The sequence below is a fragment of the Streptomyces sp. NPDC002520 genome (genome assembly GCF_053595235.1).
This window is the reverse complement of record NZ_JBSFXG010000002.1, coordinates 604,803-623,888: the sequence shown is the minus strand read 5'-3', so window position 1 is coordinate 623,888 and position 19,086 is coordinate 604,803. Positions and strand designations below refer to the sequence as shown.

Sequence of the window (19,086 nt, the reverse complement as noted above, 5' to 3'; positions counted from 1 at the left end):
GCCGACGGCACGGTCGTCCACGCCGGCAGCGTGGCGCCGGCCACCCGGTCCGCTCCCCCTTCTTTCCGGGGCCTCTTCTTCGGGGCCTTTGACCCACCGAACGCCGTCGAACAGTTCCTCAGCGCCACCGCCCGCCGGACGTGCCTGGCCAGGGCCTCACTCGAAGGCCACACCTGGCAAACCCCACCAGACTCCGGCTCACCGTCTACTCATGACCCGCAGACCCCGGAGTCGACAAGTATGCGCACCGTGCCTGAGCCCGTCCCCTATGACCTGTACATACGTCTCAGACAGCTGACCGAAGGCTGGAACACCATGCCCGGCTGGGCGGGAAGCTCAGCCGTGGTGGCCGGCTACCACAGCGCCGAGCTGTGCCTGCGTCTCATCGAGGACGCCCTGGGCGACGACCGCCCGGCTGCCTTCCCACACCTGCGGATCGAGCAGTTCACGGAGCTGCTCACCGGCAATCTGCAGGTCCTGGGCGAGTTACTGACCACCCTGGACACGCCGCCGCCCGCCGCCGCACGCGTGTCCGCCCCAGCCGGCTCCCCTTCCCCCCTCTGGGGCAGGGTGCTGCGCCGGATCGGCACCGACCAGGCGCGGGCCGCCGCCCTGAGCTTCGTCGAGGCCCACCGCAAGGCCGGATTTCGGACCGGGCTGGAACAGACCATCGAGGCGGCATGCCGGGACCTCGGCATCTCCCTCGCGCTGCCCGCCCAGGACGGGCCCGTGCTCGACTACGCCTCGGTCGTCGCACCGGCGGCGGTACACGCACTGCGCAGTGACGACCCCAAGGGCCCCGAGGACCACCTCTTCGCCACCGCCCACCAGATCACCGAGTGCTGGCTGCACATCGCCATCCACTGCCTGGAGTCCGCCACGTCCTCGGCCGCCGCGGGCGACTGGGCGCGCGGGGCCCGGATGCTTCGCCTCGCCGTGAGGGCCGTGGGCCGGGCGAGCGCGGCCGGGCAGATCCTGGCCCTGATGGACCTGGCCGACTACCACCCGCTGCGGGTCCGGCTGCGCGACGGCAGCGGCGCCCAGTCGATGGCGGTGCGCGTGCTCATGACGAGAATCCGCGGTGCCGCTCAACTGCTCTTCCAGGCGCTCGAGGAGCGGGGCATCAGCCTGCTGCAGCTGCTGTCGCGCACCGGCGGGGACCTGTCCATGCACGAGTACCTGCGCGCGACGAAGGCCCTCGCGAAGAGCTACCAGAGCTTCCTCTTCCAGCACTACCTGCTGGTGCTGGACGTCCTGGGCACGCACACCACGGGCTCGCTCGGCTTCGAGGTCAGGAAGATGGCCGAGCGTGCCGCCCAGCCGGTCGTCGCCGAGTTCAACGACGCGCACTACGACTACGTCAAGTACACCAACCTCCGGTACGCGCCGTTGGCCGGCAGCCTGGTGCTCGCCAACGAACGGGCGATCGGCTGGGACCCGCTCCCCGACCTGGGCGAGGAGCCCTACGCCTGCCCGGTGGAGCTGATGAAGGAGCGCGTCGGGGACTACTTCCGCTTCCTGGAGGAGCGCGACCCCGAGGGCTGGACCGCGCTGTTCGAGGAGGACGGCGGCAGGCTGTACGACCTTCGCGGGACCCGGCCCTTCATCGGGAGGGCGCGGCTGCGCATCTTCATCGACTCCATGTTCAGCACCTTCGCGGAGATGCGTCCGGCCATCGATTCCGTGACCTTCGAGGGCCACACCACGCTCGCCGAGTGGACGATCCGCGCGGTCGTCTACAACGGCCGCAAGATCGAGTTCTCCGGGAGGGAGGAGTTCGTCTTCTCCCGGACCGGCCACATCGCCCAGGCTGTCGCGCACTGGGACCCCGACGCGGTCGCCCGCGAACTCTGGCCGGAACTCGGCGCGCCGGCCGTGGCGTAACCACGAAGCCCCCGCACAACCCCGCTTCGACCGCACCCCGCTTCGATCACACCCCGGTTCGACCACCAGTCACCCCGTTCACACTCATTTCCGACGAGGAACTCATGACCACTGGGAACGCGCCCCACCACCCCGCTGCGGCCGCCGGAGAATTCCGGATCGCCGACGAACTGCCCGTCCGCCGCCTGGGCTTCGGCGCGATGCAGCTCACCGGCCCCGGCGTCTGGGGTGACCCCGCCGATCCCGAGGAGGCCGTCCGGGTACTGCGCCGGGCCGTCGAGCTCGGCGTGAACTTCATCGACACCGCGGACTCCTACGGCCCCGGCGTCAGCGAGCCGTTGATCCGCAAAGCGCTTCACCCCTATCCGGACGGCCTGGTCATCGCGACCAAGGGCGGTCTGGTGCGCCCCGCCCCGAACGAGTGGCGCCCCGTCGGACGGCCGGAGTACCTGCGCCAGCAGACCGAGCTGAGCCTGCGCCACCTGGGCGTGGAGCGCATCGACCTCTACCAGCTCCACCGGATCGACCCGCAGGTGCCGCTGGCAGACCAGGTGGGCGAGCTCGCCCTGCTCCAGAAGGAAGGCAAGATCCGCCACATCGGGCTCTCCGAGGTGACGGTGGAGCAGGTCAAGGAAGCCCGCGAGGTCGCCGCGATCGTTTCGGTGCAGAACCTCTACAACCTGGCTGCCCGCAGCGCCGAGCCGGTGCTCGAGTACGCCGAGGCCGAGAACATCGCCTTCATCCCGTGGTTCCCGATGGCCACCGGCGCACTCGCCCGCCCCGGCGGCCCGCTGGACGAGGCCGCCAAGGCGCACGGCGCCGCCCCGGCCCAGCTCGCCCTCGCCTGGCTGCTGCACCGGTCACCCGTCATGCTCCCGATCCCCGGCACGTCGAGCGTCGCCCACCTGGAGGAGAACATGCGGGCGGCGGCGATCACGCTCACGGACGCGGAGTTCCAGGCCCTGACCGCGGCCGTCTGACCCGGCGCGGCGGAACTTCCGAGCAGGGTACGGGCGGCGCAGGACACACCGGCCCGTACCCGTTTCGAAGCGGGACGATCCCGCTGCGCACGCCTCGCAGCGGGCCGCAGCGGCGGCCGTGGGGCCGGGCCGCCGGGTAGCCGCCGTGGCCCTGTGCGCACCGGCCCGTGTACGCGTCGGAGGCCTGGGACGTGCCCTTCGGTGACGGCACGGGCCGCTTCAGCGAGATCATCCGAACCCCCGGCAGCTGGCGGAAGGCGCCCGCCCTGGACACCCTGCGGTCGTACGAGGGCCGCGCGGTGCTGGTGGTGCCAGGCACGGACACGGTCATCCCGCCGGAGGTCACCGAGGCCGTGCAGGACGCCCTGTCGACCGGCGCCGACTACATGCGCCTCGAACTCCCGGACGCCGACCACGGGTTGGGCCTGTGGTTCCGCGACCACGCGGAGGACCGCCGGCGGCTGACGAGCGCGCTGCTGGGCGGGCCGGGAGCCCAGGCGCTCCGCCGGACATCCGGTGCGTCATCCGCGGGTCCGTCGTGGCTGGCCGCGCCGGTTGTCAGTGGCGTGCGCGACCATGGCGGACAGCGCGGAGTGTACGGACGACGGGGAGGTCGGCATGGGTGACGGACGGCCGCGGTACATCGACACGGCGGAGCGCCGGGCCCGGCTGGCCCTGCGGCACCGCCTGGCGCCCGGCGAGCGGGCGGCGACCCCCGAGGAGGTCGCCGCGTCCCTGGTGGCCCTGCACGGCTCGGACCCGGCGACGGTGTACCTGGCGGTGGCCGCGCGGCTCGCCGACGCCACCAAGGCGGTGCCGGAGACCGAGCGGGCGCTGTACGAGGACCGCACGCTCGTCCGTATGCACGGCATGCGCCACACCGTGTTCGTGTTCCCGGCGGAGCTGACCGCCGTCGTCCACGCCTCGACGGGCCTCATGGTGGCCGCCCGCGAGCGCGCCTCCCTCGTCAAGGACATGGCCAAGGCCGGCGCCCCCGACGCGGCCTGGCTGGCGGAGGTCGAGGAGTCCACGCTGGCCGCGCTGGCCCGGCGCGGCCAGGCGACGGCGACGGAGCTGACGGAGGACGAGCCGCGGCTGCGCGAGCAGTTCGTGTACGCGGCCGGCAAGAGCTACGAGGGTGTCCACACGGTCTCCTCCCGCCTCCTGCGCGTCCTCGGCGTCGAGGGCAAGGTGGTCCGCGGCCGTCCCCTGGGCTCGTGGACGTCCAGCCAGTTCCGCTGGGCCCCTGCGCCCGAACACCCCGAACTGGACCCCTCCCGGGCGCAGGCGGACCTGCTGCGGCACTGGCTGCGCGCCTGCGGTCCGGCCACGGAGGCGGACCTGAAGTGGTGGACGGGCTGGCGCGTCACGGACGTCCGCCGCGCCCTGTCCGCGATCGGCGCACGCGAGGTCTCCCTCGACGAGGGCACGGCCTACGTCACCGCCGAGGACACGGCTCCGGTGGCACCGCCCGCCGCCCCCTGGGCCGCCCTCCTCCCCGTCATCGACCCGACCACCATGGCCTGGCAGCAGCGTGACTGGTACCTCTCCCCCGACCTGCGCCCCCACCTCTACGACCGCAGCGGCAACGTGGGCCCGACGGTCTGGTGGAACGGCGAGGTGATCGGAGGCTGGGCCCAGCGCGCGGACGGAGAGATCGTCTGGCACATCCCGGAGGCGGGCGTCCGCCGGGAGGCCGAGGCGGCCGTCGCGGCGGAGGCCGAGCGGCTGCGGGCATGGGCGGGGGCGACGAGAGTCACTCCACGGTTCCGGACGCCGCTGGAGCGGACGTTGTCCGCGTAGCGACGCCGAACCGTGGGACGTCGAGCCGTGGAACGCCGAACTGCGCGACGCCGAACCACGGACGTCGAACCACAGGGCGACGCGGCGCCGGCCCCCCACGGCGGCAACGGGGCCTGGCACGTGCCGCGACAACGCGACAACGCGGCGCCTGGCGCCCCGCACCGACGCGGGGCGCCCGGCGCCACGGCTCACCGCGAGTAGCGCATCAGCGCCCGCACCATGTGGCACGTCGTGTCGGACGGCGGGTGCACACCGATCCGCTCCGCCGTGCTGCGGATCGTCTCGTTGTGGGCCTGGTTCGGCAGGTAGACCCCGGAGTCGAGCAGGGCTATGGCGAGGCGCATCGCCTTCAGACGCCGGTTGTGCGTGACGTACCAGTCGCGCGGCCGCCCGGCCGGCAGCGGACGCTTCGCCAGCGGCGTGTAGGGCGAGTCGAGCACGACGGAACGCTTGGCGGTGGACTGGGTCGGCAACGGCTTGGTCTTCAGAGCGGCAGCGGGCACAGGCATCCTCCTGTCGCGGTCAGGGCACCCGCCGGAATCCCGGCGACTCCCTCGAACACTGCTTACAGTCTACTGCCCGGCACTGACATCCCGGGAGGCCGCACGGTCCATCAAATTCCCAGGTGAGCAGGGAAATTGTCGCCGTGTCACACCAGCTCCGGGAGGGGCACCTGAGGCTGCGGCGAATTCGAACAGAGCTGATCTCCGGATCATCACCCGATACCGTGGGCGCCATGGAAATCTGGATCAATCCGGCCTGCTCCAAGTGCCGCAGCGCCCTGACGCTCCTCGACGCCGAGGGCGCCGACTACACCGTCCGCCGCTACCTGGAGGACGTGCCGAGCGAGGACGAGATCAGGGCCGTACTCGACCGGCTCGGGCTGGAGCCGTGGGACATCACCCGGACCCAGGAGGCGGCCGCCAAGGAGCTGGGGCTCAAGGAGTGGGCGCGGGACGCGAGCGCGCGGGACCGGTGGATCACGGCCCTCGCCGAGCACCCCAAGCTCATCCAGCGGCCGATCATCACGGCCGACGACGGCACCGCTCTGGTGGCCCGTACCGATGAGGCCGTACAGGAGGCGCTCTCCCGGAAGAAGGACTGAGCGAGAGCCGAGCGAATGCCGAACGCGGCTCAACTCCACTGTGACGCAGGTAACTTCGACGACTCCTGTGACTGCTGAGTAACCGCGTTCGGCATCTCGTACTTAGCGGCGTACGCTCCCCTACCTCTTCAGGAGGCGCGCATGTCGCGCAGGAGAACTCTCAGCACGAAGAAGAAGCTCGCGGTGTTCGTCAGCGCCGCGGCGGTGGCGGGCGGTGGGGCCTTCGCGCTGGCTTCCACCTCGAATGCCGCACAGCCCGCGCAGAACGCGAGGACGCTGTCCGCGGCGAACTCGACCGTCTGCCAAGGGCTGGCCACGGCCCACGGCAACAACGACAGGTTCATCGCGGACCAGAAGGCGCACCCGGACGCGCAGTCGGCGGCCCGGATCGCCAACCGCGAGGCGGTCGTCAAGCAGATCGAGGTCCAGCAGAAGGCTGCCGGATGCACCGTTGGGGAGTCGGCTCAGGGCTCCCAGGCGGCGCAGGGCGGCGGGCAGGGCAACGGCAACGGCAACGGGCAGGGCAACGCCCGGGGCGGCCAGCAGGCGGGCGGCGCCCAGCAGGGTGCGCAGGCCGGCGGTGCGGGGAACAACGGCGGCGGGGCCGCGGCCTCCGGTCAGCAGGTCTGCAAGGGCTCCACCGTCACGCTCTCCGGCGAGGGCGGCGCCCCGGCCGCGTCCAGCAACCAGTTCCCGGCGGGTACGACGCTGAAGGTCACCAACCTGGACAACAACAAGTCCACGACGGTGAAGGTCACCTCCGTCTCCGGCAGCTGCGTCCTGCTCAACAACGCGGCCTTCGAACAGGTCAGGGAGCCCGGCAAGTTCCTCATCCGCCGCGCGGTGATCGAAAAGGTGGGTTGAGGGCTCAGCCGCCGGCCAGGAAGTCGGTGAGCCGGCGCACTAGACCGTCCGGTGCCGTCTGCGGCAGCAACGCGCAGGCCCCCACCCTCCACCACGGTGAGGGGTGGGGGTCCCCCACTCGAGCGTCCTCGGTCCGCTGATCGAGCGCTCGGTGGAGCTGCCGCGCGGTGACGACGAGCGGCAGCGGTCTACGATCCGGGACTTTCCGGAGGGCGTGCGCGAGGCCGCCGCCGCGCGGATTCCCGGTGCTCCGGGCGCCGGGAGCCCGCCACGTGAGACGCGCCACAGAAGCCCCAGGTAACACGGGGTTCACATAAGAGCAACGGACGGGAAATCGCCTGTTGCCAATGTGACGGGCAGATCGACGCGGCGCACCGAGCCCGCGGCACCCGCACCGAGTGCGCCCGACCCACCCCTAAGGAAGTGGCCCCCGTGACCTTCAAGGCCGAGTACATCTGGATCGACGGAACCCAGCCGACGGCCAAGCTTCGCTCCAAGACGAAGATCATCACGGGTGCACCGGCCGGTCTCGACGCGCTTCCGCTCTGGGGCTTCGACGGGTCCTCCACCAACCAGGCCGAGGGCCACGCCTCGGACCTCGTGCTCAAGCCGGTCTTCACCTGCCCGGACCCGATCCGCGGCGGCGACGACATCCTCGTGCTCTGCGAGGTCCTGGGCACGGACATGACCCCGCACCGGTCCAACACGCGTGCCGCGCTGGCCGAGGTCTCCGAGCGGTTCGCCGCGCAGGAGCCGATCTTCGGCATCGAGCAGGAGTACACCTTCTTCGAAGGCACCCGTCCGCTGGGCTTCCCCGAGAACGGCTTCCCGGCCCCGCAGGGCGGCTACTACTGCGGCGTCGGCGCCGACGAGATCTTCGGCCGCGACGTCGTCGAGGCCCACCTGGACAACTGCCTGAAGGCCGGTCTGGGCATCTCCGGCATCAACGCCGAGGTCATGCCGGGCCAGTGGGAGTTCCAGGTCGGCCCGCTCGCCCCGCTCGAGGTCTCCGACCAGCTGTGGGTGGCCCGCTGGCTGCTCTACCGCACCGCCGAGGACTTCGGCGTCTCCGCGACCCTCGACCCCAAGCCGGTCAAGGGCGACTGGAACGGCGCGGGCGCGCACACCAACTTCTCGACCAAGGCGATGCGCGAGGGCTACGAGGCGATCATCACCGCCTGCGAGTCCCTCGGTGAGGGCTCCAAGCCGCTCGACCACGTCAAGAACTACGGCGCCGGCATCGACGAGCGCCTGACCGGCCTGCACGAGACCGCCCCGTGGGACGAGTACTCCTACGGCGTCTCCGACCGCGGCGCCTCCGTGCGCATCCCGTGGCAGGTCGAGCGCGACGGCAAGGGCTACATCGAGGACCGCCGCCCGAACGCCAACGTCGACCCGTACCTGGTGACCCGCCTCATGGTGGACACCTGCTGCACCGCCCTGGAGAAGGCCGGCCAGGTCTGATCCCCCCATCCCGGTCGGGGCGTTCACCGTGACGGTGGGCGCCCCTTCGGCATGTCACGGGGGTGTCCGAGCAGTGGAACGCGGGAGTGTCCGAGCAGTGGATGGAGGCTCCTGCCCCGCCGTCGCGTCTGCTTGAATGGGGACATGGCCAGCTTCCGGAAGTACGCAGCGACGGGTCGCCATGACCTCGAGCCCTTCTGGCCCTCCCGTCAGCACCACGACTTCGACCGGGTGTGTTGCCGCGCGACGACCGCGCGGGCCCTGTGAAGCCGTAATCCCCGGCCTTCGGCCAGCGCGCACCGACGTACGTCCTCCGACGAACCCCTCGCGCGAAAAGAGCTGACCCCTCATGGCGACCACTCGATCCTTCTCCTCCACCACCGTCACGGCCCCCGCCTCCACCGTTCCCGCTCGCACCGCTCCCGCCCGGCACCGGCTGCGCGCCGTCGACCGGGACGAGACGGTGCCCGACGTCGCGGACTTCCTGCCGCCGGGCGCCACCTGGCTGCCCGCCCCGCAGCACACCCTGCCCGCTCTGCCCGGCCGGCCGCCGATGGTCGGCTACCTGGTGCTGGTCCCGGCCGACCAGCAGTCACCGTTCCTGCCGGTCGCCGTCCCGGACCAGCCGCGCGGCGCGGAGGGCACCGGCACCGAGACCCTGGTCCGCATCGACCCCGTACAGCGCACCGCCAGCGTCGACGGCCGCGAACTCGACCTCACCTACCTGGAGTTCGAACTGCTCGCGCACCTGGTGGCACATCCGCACCGGGTGCACACCCGCGACCAGCTGGTCACCACGGTGTGGGGATACGGCCACGTCGGCGACGGCCGCACCGTCGACGTCCACATCGCCCGGCTGCGCCGCAAGTTGGGCGCGCAGCACCGCCAGACGATCCGGACCGTGCGCCGGGTCGGCTACAAGTACACCCCGCGGACCGGGCGTTGATCGTCTGCCGACAGCAGAACACCGTTCCCTTCGGCGGCCCCGGCGGGCACAGTCACCCCCATGAGACTTCTTGTGCTGGGTGGTACGGAGTTCGCGGGACGGGCCGTCGTCGAGGCGGCGCTCGCCCGGGGCTGGGACGTCACCGTCCTCAACCGGGGCCGGCACGAACCCCCGCCGGGGGCGAGGGCGTTGCGCGGCGACCGCACCGCGCCCGACGGGCTCGCCGCCCTGGCCGAGGGCGAGTGGGACGTCGTCGTCGACACGTGGTCGCGGGCGCCGCGTGCGGTGCGGGACGCGGCGCGGCTGCTGCGGGACCGCGCCGAGCGGTACGTGTACGTGTCGAGCTGCTCGGTGTACGCGTGGGCCCCGCCCGCCGGGTACACCGAGGACGCCGCTCTGGTCGAGGGTGCCGAGGCCGGCGCGGAGCAGACCGAGTACCCGCAGGACAAGCTGGGCGGCGAGCTGGCCGCGCTGGAGGCCTTCGGCGCGGACCGCTCGCTGCTCGTGCGGGCGGGGCTGATCCTCGGGCCGTACGAGAACGTCGGCCGGCTGCCCTGGTGGCTGTCCCGGATCGCCCGGGGCGGACCGGTGATGGCGCCCGGCCCGCGGGACCTGCCCCTGCAGTACGTCGACGTCCGCGATCTCGCCGAGTGGATCCTGGACGCGGCCGGGGCCGGGCTGAGCGGGCCGTACACCCTGATCAGCCCGTCGGGGCACGCCACGATGGGCGAGTTGCTCGACGCGTGCGTGAGCGCGACCGGCGCGGACGCCGAGCTGCGCTGGACCGACCCGGACGTGGTGCTCGCCGCGGGCGTAGAGCCCTGGACCCAGTTGCCCGTGTGGGTGCCGCCGGGGACCGACATGCACGACGCCCTGCACGGCGCGGACGTCTCGCGGGCACTGGCGGCGGGCCTGCGCTGCCGCCCGGTGACCGAGACCGTGGCCGACACCTGGACCTGGCTCCGGTCGATCGGCGGCACCGCGCCACAGCGCCCGGACCGCCCGCCGGTCGGCCTGGACCCGGAGACGGAGGCGAAGCTGCTGGCGGCCACCGGGGGTGTACCTAGGAACACCCCCTGACGTGGGCCTTCGCCCAGTGACCGGGGTCGCCGGGTGGGCGAGACTTACGGCATGAACACCGAAACGAAGAACGGCGGGGTCCGGGCGCGGGCCCGAGAGGTGGTACTGGCCGCCGTACAGGGACTCACGCTGGCGGTGTCCGTGCTGCCCCTCTCGGTGCTGTTCCTCGCCCTGACCCTCGTCTCCGTCGCGCTCATCCCGATCGGCGTCGGCCTCGTCACGACGCCGGCGATCCTGACCGGGGTGCGCGCCCTCGCGGACAAGCGCCGGGAACTCGCGGCGGAATGGTGCGGGGTGCGGATCCCGTCGGCCTACCGGCCCGTCCCCGCCGGCGCCAACCCCTGGACGCGCACCTTCACCCTGCTGCGCGACCCGCAGGTCCGGCGGGACGTGCTGTGGCTGCCGGTCGACATGACGGCCGGCTTCCTCACGGCCCTGCTCCCGGCCCTCCTCCTCTTCTACCCCTTCGAGGGGTTCGCGGTGGCGGCCGGGCTGTGGCGGGTGCTCGCCGACGGCCAGACCTACTGGTACGGCTTCGTGCCGGTCGACAACGGGCCCACCGCGCTCGGCGCCGCCGCCACCGCCACGGTCCTGCTGGTCGCCGCCTACCGCTACACCCCGCGCCTGCTGAAGGTCCACTTCAACCTCACCCGCGCCGTCCTCACCACCGGCCAGGGCGAACTCGTCGAGCGGGTCCGGGTGTTGACCGAGACCCGGCAGGACGCCGTGGACACCTCCGCCGCCGAACTGCGCCGTATCGAACGCGACCTGCACGACGGGGCCCAGGCCCGGCTGGTCGCGATGGGCATGGACCTCGGCACGGTCGAGATGCTGCTCGACAAGGACCCGGCGCAGGCGAAGAAGCTGCTCTCGCAGGCCCGCCGGAACTCCGTGGAGGCCCTGGAGGAACTGCGCGACCTGGTCCGGGGCATCCATCCGCCGGTGCTGGCGGAGCGCGGACTCGGCGACGCCGTACGGGCGTTGGCGCTGCGGCTGCCGCTGCCCACGGAGGTGTCCGTCGACCTGCCCGGCCGCGCCGACGCACCGGTCGAGTCGGCCGCCTACTTCGCGGTCGGCGAGGTGCTCACCAACGCCGTCAAGCACTCCGGCGCCGACCGGGTCCGGGCGGACCTGCACCACGCCGACGGCATGCTGCGGATCACGGTCACCGACAACGGCCGGGGCGGCGCCACGGTCGGCGCGGGCTCGGGACTCGCCGGGATCGAGCGGCGACTGGGTACATTCGACGGCGTCCTGGCCGTCAGCAGCCCCGCGGGCGGTCCCACGCTGGTGACCATGGAGATCCCGTGCGCGTTGTCCTAGCCGAAGACCTCTTCCTGCTGCGCGACGGGCTGGTGCGGATGCTGGAGGCCTACGACTTCGAGATCGCGGCGGCCGTCGAGTCCGGCCCCGAACTGGCCCGCGCTCTGGCCGAGTCGGAGCCCGACGTCGCCGTGGTCGACGTACGTCTGCCGCCCACGCACACCGACGAGGGCCTGCAGTGCGCCCTCCGGGCCCGCCGGGACCGCCCCGGGCTGCCGGTGCTGGTCCTGTCCCAGCACGTCGAGCAGCTGTACGCGCGCGAGCTGCTGGCCGACGGCAGCGGCGGGGTCGGCTATCTGCTCAAGGACCGGGTGTTCGACGCCGAGCAGTTCGTGGACGCCGTGCGCCGGGTCGCGGCGGGAGGTACGGCGATGGACCCGCGGGTCATCCAGCAGCTGCTGTCCCGCAGGGCGGCCGACCGGCCGCTCGGCAACCTCACCCCGCGTGAGCTGGAGGTGCTGGAGCTGATGGCGCAGGGCCGGTCGAACGCGGCGATCGCCGGGCACCTGGTGGTGACGGAACGGGCCATCGCCAAGCACACCTCCAACATCTTCGGCAAACTGGGCCTGGAGGTGTCGGACGACGACAATCGCCGCGTGCTGGCGGTGCTGGCCTACCTCGACCGCGACCGATGAGCGATCCGCACCACATATTCTTCACGTCAACTCCTGCTGCTCACGGGGCATTTGGGGCCCCGGAGCCGAAGTCGAACTCCGACTGATTCGTGGGACGGCTGAACACCGGTGAGCCGGCGTCCGTATGGAAGGGCGCCGCTTCACCCCTGTCGGGCGCCTCGATGCCGCCCCGCAAGGACGTCAGAGGAGTTCCATGGGACGCAACACACGAAAGCGCCGTACGCCGCTGGCCTCCAAGGTCATTGCCGCGTCGGCGGCCCTCGCGCTCGGTGGGGGCGGGCTGATCTGGGCGAACTTCTACGCCTCGGCGCACGAGTCGAACAACGGGCCCTGGGGAGGCGATCAGACCAAGGCCGCTCCGGCGCAGGTCGCGACGATCTCCTGTCCGGACGTCGGCCAGAAGCTGACCGACGTGCCGGACCAGGCCCGTACCGAGGTCGACGGGGAACTGGCCAATCTCGACCGGCAGATCACCGACGCCTACCAGCGGCTGGCGACCACGCGGGACGCGCAGGCCCAGGACGCGAGTTTCGTACAGAACTCCATCCTCCAGCCGCTGCAGGACCAGCGGAAGGTGATCCTCGACCGGATCAGGCTGGAGATCACCCGCGTCGGCGGCACCGCCCCGACCGATCTGGACACCCTCGCCGCCTGCACGGGCAGCCCCGCCGACCAGGCCGGTACCGGCGGCCAGGGCGGCACCGCCCAGCCGGACCCGGGCAGCACCGGCCAGCCGGACCCGGGCAGCACCGGCGGGCAGCAGACCGGTGGCCAGCAGGGTGGAGGGCAGCAGCCGGGCGGCGGGCAGAACATCGGTGGCCAGGCCGGCAACGGCCCGGTCGCGGCCGACTTCGTCGACATCACCCAGGTCCAGCCCAACGTGCCGGCCAAGCCGGCCCGGACCGGCAGCGCGTCGACCGGCACGTTCACCACCCGCTGCGGGGTGAACGCCAACAAGAACCACAACACCGACAACGTGATCGTGGCGCCCGGCGTGGCCAACGGCGCGCACCACCTGCACGACTACGTCGGCAACCAGAAGGTCGACGCGTTCGCGAGCAACGACACGTTCCTGCAGGGCGGCACCAGCTGCCAGAACCGCAACGACCTGTCGTCGTACTACTGGCCGGTGGTCCGCGTCCAGGACGGCACGCAGGACTTCGACCAGAACAAGGACGGCGGCGGCAAGGAAGGCAACGCCGGCAAGATCCTGACCCCGGTGCAGGCACGGATCAAGTACGTGGGCAGCCCGACCGGCAAGGTCGTCGCGATGCCGCAGTTCCTGCGGATCATCACCGGTGACGCCAAGACCACCACCAACGGCCTGGCCAACGCCAACGCGCACTGGAGCTGCACCGGCTTCGAGGACAAGGTGCAGCTGACCACGCAGTACCCGATCTGTCCGCAGGGCAGCCGGGTGGTGCGCACGTTCGCCTTCCAGAGCTGCTGGGACGGGCAGAACATCGACAGCGCCAACCACCGCACGCACGTGGCCTTCGCCGACGCGGACGGCAACTGCCAGAACGGCTTCAAGGCGATCCCGCAGCTCACGATGCGCCTGGTGTACGACATCACCCCGCCGACGCTCGAGAACGGCCAGGTGAAGAACGCCTACGCGGTGGACGGGTTCCCGGAGCAGCTGCACAAGGCGGCCACCGACCACGACGACTTCATCAGCATCACCACCGGCGGCCTGGCCAACAAGATCGCCGGCTGCATCAACTCCGGCCGGCGCTGCGCCTAGTCGCACTCCCCGGGAAAGCGGGCGGTGGGAGTCTCCCACCGCCCGCTTCTCGTGTGCCGGTTCCGTATGCCCGGTTTCGTGCCGGCGGCCGGGTCAGCCGCTGTGGGCGTGGTGGTTCGCGCCGACCTCGACGTCACCGCCGAGCGTGCCGCGCAGCGCCTCGACCACGCCGTCGTCGCCGACGGCGACCCACTTGCGGCCGACGAGGTAGTGACCGCCGTAGTCCTTCGCGTCGTTGATCCACTCGCGCTGGCCGCGGTCGGTGGCGAAGGTGGCGAGGACGAACCTGCCGTCGCCGTTGCGGCACAGGGCCTGCCGGATCTCGTCGGCGTCGGTCTGCATGTCCGGCTTGCACTTCACCTCGGCGGCCAGACTCTCCAGGCTGCCGGTGGCGGTGGGCGGCACCGCCTTCGTGTCACCGCCCGCCGCGCAGCCCGCCAGCGTCAGTGCCGCCGCGCCGGCGAGCAACGCCCTTGTCAGCCTCATCCGTTCCTCCGGTCCTGGGGGCCGAGCATGCCGCAGTCCTGTCGGATACGGCTGCGGGGCGCGGTGTGCTCAAATCCGGTGCCGGTGGGGCACGCGTGTGCGAGGGTGTGCCGGTGAACCGAGACTGGGAAGATCGCGTGACCGCCGCCTGGGCCACCTTCGACGCGTACCCCGAGGAGCGGGCGGCCGAGTTCCGCGACGTGATCGAAAAGCTCGTCGCCGAGCTGCCGGAGGGCAGCCCGCTCGGCCTGTTCGAGCAGGCGAGCGCCTGGGACTCCACCGGGCACTCGGACAAGGCGGTGCCGCTGTACCGGGAGGCGCTGGCGCGCGGTCTGGGCGAGGCGAGCGGATACAAGCGGCGGCGAGCCAAGATCCAGCTGTCCAGCTCGCTGCGGAACATCGGCCGGGCACAGGAGGGTGTCGAGCTGCTCACCCCCGAACTTGACGCTCCGTCCGACGAGTTGGACGACGCGATTCGGGCCTGTCTCGCCCTGTGCCTGTCCAGCCTGGGCCGCGACCGCGAGGGGCTGTCCCTCGTCCTCGGCGCCCTGGCTCCTCATCTGCCGCGCTACCAGCGGTCGATGGCCAACTACGCGCGGGCGCTGGTCGATCCGGAGGCGTGAGTCACCCGCTTGGCGGTGACCAATCAACGGCTCGCTCGTTTTCCCTGACGTGGAGTCACCGGATGTAGCCCAGCGTCACGCAGCCTCCCCCGCCTTTCGGGCGGGGGGACCCTCGTCCCGCTTCGTTCCCGACGGGGCCGCCGGTCCGGCCGTCGACGTCGAGCAGGCCGAGGCCGCGCTCGTCGAGCACTACCCACGGCTGGTCCGGCTCGCCTACCTGGTGCTGCCGCCCTGCCTGAGCCGCGGGCGCCGGGTCCTGACCGCACACGCCCTGGTCCAGCGCGCACTCCCGCGGAGCCGCAGGCAGACTTCGCTGATCCCGGCCCAGGCCTCCGGCCGGGACGGCGATCCCGGGTACGGCTTCGTCCGGCTGCGGGTCCTGCGTACGGCCCTGGAGGCGGCCGGTCCGCGCAAGGGGCTGCTGCCCAAGCGCTCGCAACTGCCGGCGCCGCTGCCCCAGGCGTGGGGCCTGCGGCTGTTCCCGCGCTCGGGCGGTGCGGACGAACTCGCCCTGTACCAGCGGCTGTCGGCGCTGTCCGGCCCGGCCCGCGCCGCGTACGTGCTGCGCGGCCTGGAGGGGCTGAGCGACCCCGATGTGCGGGAGATCCTCAAGGCCGCCGGGGTCACCCGCGCCGAGTCCGCGCTGGCCGAGGCGAACAGTGTGCCCGAGCAGTACACCCTGCTGGCCTCCCCGGAGTTCGACGCGTGCTCGCTCCAGGCCCGGCCCACCGATCTGATGCGGCGCCGTCAGCACATCAAGGCGGCGCTCGCCGCGGCCGCCGCGCTCGCGGTGTGCGGTGCGCTGGTGGCCATGCCGGACGGCGGCTGGGGCCCGGACGGCGCGGCCGCCCCGGCCTACGCGCAGAACCCGGCCGCCGAGGCGGCCCTGGACCCCGGCCGGCTGACCCGTGTCGCCCCCACCGCCTGGAAGTCCTCGGCCCGCACCGACTTCTCGGTGTGGCCCGCGCGCGGCCCGCTCACCGGCGACAAGGCTCTGCTGCGCCGCGCCCTCGCCGTCTGGGCCCGTCCGGGCACGACGGTCCGGGTCTCGGCGACCCCCGGCACCCAGACCGGGGGCGCCGCGGGCCCGCCCCAACTGCTGTACGCGGGCGAGGTGGACACCGCGCGCGTGGTGATCCTCTACGACGGCCTGCGCATCGCCCGCTACGCCGAGCCGACGGACGGCACCCGGGGCGCGGCCCTCGACTTCGCCCGTGCCGACGGGGCGAGCGGGGCCGAGGCGAGCGCCCTGGTGCTCGGCCGTTCGGACGGCAACGTGCGCTTCCTGACCGCGCCCTGGGTGAAGAAGGCCGCCGAGCGGGACCTGATGAAGCCGGACGCGACGCCGACCGGGCTCGCTCTCACCGAGGGCGTCACCGCGTCGATGGCCAGCCCCGTGCTGCAAACCGGGGGCTGCGACTCGTGGAGCGTGCTCCAGCTGACCGGCGCCGACGGCACGCGGCTCTCCACGGACCTCGGAGAGCTGGTCCCCGCGCATCTCACCGCCGGGCGGCCGGGTTCGGCCCGTGAGGTGTCCGGCGAGGGCCTGCGGGCCTGGGCGCCGTTCGCCTGCTCGCTGGCCGCCGAGCGCTCCGCCGGGGTGCGCAGCGTGAACGCGTGGGCGTACGCGGATCAGCCGCTGCCGGACGCGAGCGGCAACGGGGAATGGGTGTGTACGCGGGCCGAGACCTGGCGCGGCGACGGCACGGCCGCGCTGGCGCAGTTCCGGACGCCGGGCGGGCCGGTGGGGGCCGTCGTGGCCAAGGGGACGGACGTACCGGCGTGCGGTCCGCGCGATCCGCATGTGCTGGCCGGTGTGCTGTGGAAGGCCAGGACCGGGAACTGGTACCTGCTGGCCACCGGCGACAGGGACACGACGTCGATCCGGGCGACGGGCGGGGTCACCGCCTCCGGGCAGGGACCGCTGCTGGCGGCTCCCGCGAGGCAGGGGGCGCAGGCCGATCTGTTGGGGACGCTGGCGGACGGAGCGTCGATCAGCGGGTTGCGGTAGCGGCCGGCGGGGCAGTGCCGCGGCGGGCGGGTGCGGCCGGGGCGACCGCCTGATGACACGAATGTGAACAAGCTCGGCCGCGGGGGTTCTCAGACGGCGTACCCGTCAGTACATTGACGCCATGTCTAATACGAAGGCCCGGCCGGTGGAGTCCGAGCGCATACCGCTCAAGGCCCGCAACGTGTCCTTCTCGTGGGAGGACACGCCGCTGCACTGGGTGCCCGGCGATCCGTTCACCACGCACACGATCAACGTGCTGCACCTGCTGCTGCCCGCCGGTGAACGGTGGTTCGTCCACGTCTACAAACAGGCGCTGCCGCTCATCCGGGACGAGCGGCTCCGCGAGGACGTGGTCGGCTTCATCGGGCAGGAGGCGATGCACTCCCAGGCCCACGACGAGGTGCTCCCGCACCTGCGCGAGCAGGGCCTCGACCCGACGCCGTACACCGCTCAGGTCGACTGGTTCTTCGAGAAGCTGCTCGGCGACCGCACGCTGCCGCCGGGCAGGGCGCGCCGCTGGTGGCTGCTGGAGCGGATCGCGCTGATCGCGGCCATCGAGCACTACACCGCCTTCCTCGGCGACTGGGTGCTGGGCGCCGCCGAGCTGGACCGGCGCGGCGCCGACCCGACCATGCTGGACCTGCTGCGCTGGCACGGCGCCGAGGAGGTCGAGCACCGCTCCGTCGCCTTCGACCTGTTCGAGCACGTCGACGGCAGCTACCGGCGCCGGGTGCGCACCTGGGCGCTGGCCTTCTCGGCGCTGGTGTTCCTGTGGCAGCGCGGGACCCGCTTCTTCATGGAGAACGATCCGACCCTGGTGGACGGCAAGGCCTCCTTCAAGGAGTTCTACCAGAGCGGTCGCCGGGGCACCCTGCCCACGACCGGCGCCATGTTCAAGTCGATCCCGCGCTACCTGAGCCCCGCCTACCACCCCTCCCAGGAGGGCTCCACCGCCCAGGCGGTCGCCTACCTGGCCTCCTCCCCCGCCGCGCTGGCTGCCGAAAAGGCGGTGCCGTAAATGCCGAAGCTGCGTACCGTCGCGCTCGTCGCGGGTGCCGCCCTGCTGACCCGGCGGGCCCTGCGCCGCCGCGTCCAGGCCTCCCCGCTGTGGCCGCTGCCCACGCTGGACCCGCCGGTCTCCGGCCGGCCCCGCTCCCGGGCGCTGCGGCTGCTGCTCACCGCGCACGAGACCGTCGCCGACGGGGTCGTACAGCTGCGCCTGGAGGGCGGCGGGCTGCCGTCCTGGGAGCCGGGCGCGCACCTGGACCTGGTGCTGCCCTCGGGACTGGTGCGGCAGTACTCGCTGTGCGGGGACCCGGAGGACCCGTCGTCGTACACGGTCGCCACGCGGCTGGTGGAGGACGGGCGGGGCGGCTCGCGCGAGGTGCACGAGCAGCTCACCGAGGGCATGGAGCTGGAGGTGCGCGGGCCCCGCAACCGCTTCCCGCTCGTCGAGGCGCCCTCGTACGTCTTCGTCGCCGGGGGCATCGGCATCACGCCGATCCTGTCGATGCTGCGGTCCCTGCCCGAGGGCACGGACTGGAAGCTGCTGTACGGCGGGCGGAACCGGGCCTCGATGCCGTTCCTGGAGGAGGTCGGCAAGCTCGCCGAGGGGAGGCTCACGCTCGTCGCCGAGGACGAGGACGGACGGCCGGACCTGGACGCCCTGTTCGCGGATCTGCCGGCGGGGACGGCCGTGTACTGCTGCGGCCCCGAGGGGCTGACGGCCGCGGTCGAGGCTCGGCTGCCGGAGGGGGCCACGCTGCACCTGGAGCGGTTCGCACCGCGCGCCTCGACCGACGGCAACGCCGAGTTCGAGGTCGAACTCAGGCGCAGCGGGCGGACGTTGACGGTCCCGGCCGACTCCACCGTGCTGGCCGCCGTGCGCCGCGAGCTGCCGAACATCGCCTACTCCTGCGAGCAGGGGTTCTGCGGCACCTGCCGGCAGCGGGTGCTGGAGGGCGAGGTGGATCACCGGGACGAGCTTGGGGGCACCTCCCACGCCCTTAAGGCGGTGGGGGAGGACGCGGAGCGTGGCGACTCGATGCTGATCTGTGTCTCGCGGGCCCGAAGTGGGCGTCTCGTGCTGGACATGTGAGGGCCTGCTGTGAATGCCGGGGCGGAACCGACCGATTGAC

General features: G+C 72.4%; 18 protein-coding genes. 16 read left to right on the top strand and 2 right to left on the bottom strand.

What is annotated here, in order from left to right; translation table 11 throughout:
- The first annotated feature begins 249 nt into the window (after positions 1 to 249).
- From ACWD5D_RS05965 to ACWD5D_RS05950, 4 genes are all read left to right on the top strand, one after another.
- A complete protein-coding gene (locus ACWD5D_RS05965; RefSeq protein ID WP_451371551.1) occupies positions 250 to 1,884 on the top strand; it encodes a nuclear transport factor 2 family protein in 1,635 nt (544 codons plus the stop codon).
- Positions 1,885 to 1,988: 104 nt separating this feature from the next.
- The gene (locus ACWD5D_RS05960) at positions 1,989 to 2,864 is read left to right on the top strand and encodes an aldo/keto reductase (RefSeq protein ID WP_451371550.1); all 876 of its coding nucleotides are present in this window, start codon (positions 1,989 to 1,991) and stop codon (positions 2,862 to 2,864) included.
- Positions 2,865 to 3,031: 167 nt separating this feature from the next.
- A complete protein-coding gene (locus ACWD5D_RS05955) occupies positions 3,032 to 3,490 on the top strand; it encodes a hypothetical protein (protein WP_451371549.1) in 459 nt (152 codons plus the stop codon).
- Positions 3,483 to 4,667 carry a winged helix DNA-binding domain-containing protein gene (locus ACWD5D_RS05950; RefSeq protein ID WP_451371548.1) on the top strand — a complete coding sequence of 395 codons (1,185 nt, stop codon included), beginning with the start codon at positions 3,483 to 3,485 and terminating at the stop codon, positions 4,665 to 4,667. The genes ACWD5D_RS05955 and ACWD5D_RS05950 overlap by 8 nt, the downstream gene beginning before the upstream one ends.
- A 188-nt stretch (positions 4,668 to 4,855) precedes the next feature.
- On the opposite strand, the gene ACWD5D_RS05945 is transcribed toward ACWD5D_RS05950, so the two are convergent.
- Positions 4,856 to 5,170: a hypothetical protein gene (locus tag ACWD5D_RS05945; protein ID WP_451371547.1), complete on the bottom strand. Its 315-nt coding sequence runs from the start codon at positions 5,168 to 5,170 to the stop codon at positions 4,856 to 4,858.
- A 233-nt stretch (positions 5,171 to 5,403) separates the two neighbouring features.
- On the opposite strand from ACWD5D_RS05945, the gene ACWD5D_RS05940 reads away from it, so the two are divergent.
- From ACWD5D_RS05940 to ACWD5D_RS05905, 8 genes are all read left to right on the top strand, one after another.
- A complete protein-coding gene (locus tag ACWD5D_RS05940; RefSeq protein WP_451371546.1) occupies positions 5,404 to 5,772 on the top strand; it encodes an arsenate reductase family protein in 369 nt (122 codons plus the stop codon).
- A gap of 141 nt (positions 5,773 to 5,913) precedes the next feature.
- Complete coding sequence (locus ACWD5D_RS05935; protein WP_451371545.1) at positions 5,914 to 6,636, top strand: hypothetical protein; 723 nt, start codon at positions 5,914 to 5,916, stop codon at positions 6,634 to 6,636.
- A gap of 432 nt (positions 6,637 to 7,068) precedes the next feature.
- Positions 7,069 to 8,100, top strand: coding sequence for a glutamine synthetase (glnII, locus tag ACWD5D_RS05930; RefSeq protein ID WP_451371544.1), 1,032 nt, complete (start codon positions 7,069 to 7,071; stop codon positions 8,098 to 8,100).
- Between the two features lie 349 nt (positions 8,101 to 8,449).
- Entirely contained in the window at positions 8,450 to 9,046 is a 597-nt protein-coding gene (locus tag ACWD5D_RS05925; protein ID WP_451371543.1) for a winged helix-turn-helix domain-containing protein, read from the top strand.
- 60 nt (positions 9,047 to 9,106) lie between these two features.
- Positions 9,107 to 10,126: an SDR family oxidoreductase gene (locus tag ACWD5D_RS05920; protein ID WP_451371542.1), complete on the top strand. Its 1,020-nt coding sequence runs from the start codon at positions 9,107 to 9,109 to the stop codon at positions 10,124 to 10,126.
- Positions 10,127 to 10,177: 51 nt separating this feature from the next.
- Positions 10,178 to 11,449, top strand: a complete 1,272-nt coding sequence (locus ACWD5D_RS05915) for a sensor histidine kinase (RefSeq protein ID WP_451371541.1) — start codon at positions 10,178 to 10,180, stop codon at positions 11,447 to 11,449.
- Positions 11,434 to 12,084 carry a response regulator transcription factor gene (locus ACWD5D_RS05910; RefSeq protein ID WP_451371540.1) on the top strand — a complete coding sequence of 217 codons (651 nt, stop codon included), beginning with the start codon at positions 11,434 to 11,436 and terminating at the stop codon, positions 12,082 to 12,084. Before ACWD5D_RS05915 ends, ACWD5D_RS05910 begins: the two co-directional genes overlap by 16 nt.
- A 193-nt stretch (positions 12,085 to 12,277) precedes the next feature.
- Positions 12,278 to 13,828 carry a DUF1996 domain-containing protein gene (locus ACWD5D_RS05905; RefSeq protein WP_451371539.1) on the top strand — a complete coding sequence of 517 codons (1,551 nt, stop codon included), beginning with the start codon at positions 12,278 to 12,280 and terminating at the stop codon, positions 13,826 to 13,828.
- Between the two features lie 93 nt (positions 13,829 to 13,921).
- On the opposite strand, the gene ACWD5D_RS05900 is transcribed toward ACWD5D_RS05905, so the two are convergent.
- On the bottom strand, positions 13,922 to 14,314 hold the full coding sequence (locus tag ACWD5D_RS05900) for a hypothetical protein (protein WP_451371538.1): 393 nt from the start codon (positions 14,312 to 14,314) through the stop codon (positions 13,922 to 13,924).
- 95 nt (positions 14,315 to 14,409) lie between these two features.
- Here ACWD5D_RS05900 and ACWD5D_RS05895 point away from each other — a divergent pair, with 95 nt between their 5' ends.
- The 4 genes from ACWD5D_RS05895 (at position 14,410) to ACWD5D_RS05880 (ending at position 19,046) form a co-directional block, all read left to right on the top strand.
- Entirely contained in the window at positions 14,410 to 14,937 is a 528-nt protein-coding gene (locus tag ACWD5D_RS05895) for a tetratricopeptide repeat protein (RefSeq protein ID WP_451371537.1), read from the top strand.
- 49 nt (positions 14,938 to 14,986) lie between these two features.
- Positions 14,987 to 16,948, top strand: a complete 1,962-nt coding sequence (locus tag ACWD5D_RS05890; protein WP_451371536.1) for a hypothetical protein — start codon at positions 14,987 to 14,989, stop codon at positions 16,946 to 16,948.
- Positions 16,949 to 17,069: 121 nt separating this feature from the next.
- Positions 17,070 to 17,966 (top strand): metal-dependent hydrolase, encoded by an 897-nt coding sequence (locus tag ACWD5D_RS05885; protein WP_451371535.1) that lies wholly within the window; start codon positions 17,070 to 17,072, stop codon positions 17,964 to 17,966.
- Positions 17,967 to 19,046 carry a PDR/VanB family oxidoreductase gene (locus ACWD5D_RS05880; RefSeq protein ID WP_451371534.1) on the top strand — a complete coding sequence of 360 codons (1,080 nt, stop codon included), beginning with the start codon at positions 17,967 to 17,969 and terminating at the stop codon, positions 19,044 to 19,046.
- The last annotated feature ends 40 nt before the right edge of the window (positions 19,047 to 19,086 follow it).

Bases quoted from the DNA above. Each gene is read 5' to 3' on its own strand.
- ACWD5D_RS05960 (WP_451371550.1), top strand. From the start codon at position 1,989: ATGACCACTGGGAACGCGCCCCACCACCCCGCTGCGGCCGCCGGAGAA.
- ACWD5D_RS05950 (WP_451371548.1), top strand. From the start codon at position 3,483: ATGGGTGACGGACGGCCGCGGTACATCGACACGGCGGAGCGCCGGGCC.
- ACWD5D_RS05940 (WP_451371546.1), top strand. From the start codon at position 5,404: ATGGAAATCTGGATCAATCCGGCCTGCTCCAAGTGCCGCAGCGCCCTG.
- ACWD5D_RS05935 (WP_451371545.1), top strand. From the start codon at position 5,914: ATGTCGCGCAGGAGAACTCTCAGCACGAAGAAGAAGCTCGCGGTGTTC.
- ACWD5D_RS05925 (WP_451371543.1), top strand. From the start codon at position 8,450: ATGGCGACCACTCGATCCTTCTCCTCCACCACCGTCACGGCCCCCGCC.
- ACWD5D_RS05920 (WP_451371542.1), top strand. From the start codon at position 9,107: ATGAGACTTCTTGTGCTGGGTGGTACGGAGTTCGCGGGACGGGCCGTC.
- ACWD5D_RS05915 (WP_451371541.1), top strand. From the start codon at position 10,178: ATGAACACCGAAACGAAGAACGGCGGGGTCCGGGCGCGGGCCCGAGAG.
- ACWD5D_RS05905 (WP_451371539.1), top strand. From the start codon at position 12,278: ATGGGACGCAACACACGAAAGCGCCGTACGCCGCTGGCCTCCAAGGTC.
- ACWD5D_RS05900 (WP_451371538.1), bottom strand. From the start codon at position 14,314: ATGAGGCTGACAAGGGCGTTGCTCGCCGGCGCGGCGGCACTGACGCTG.
- ACWD5D_RS05885 (WP_451371535.1), top strand. From the start codon at position 17,070: ATGTCTAATACGAAGGCCCGGCCGGTGGAGTCCGAGCGCATACCGCTC.
- ACWD5D_RS05880 (WP_451371534.1), top strand. From the start codon at position 17,967: ATGCCGAAGCTGCGTACCGTCGCGCTCGTCGCGGGTGCCGCCCTGCTG.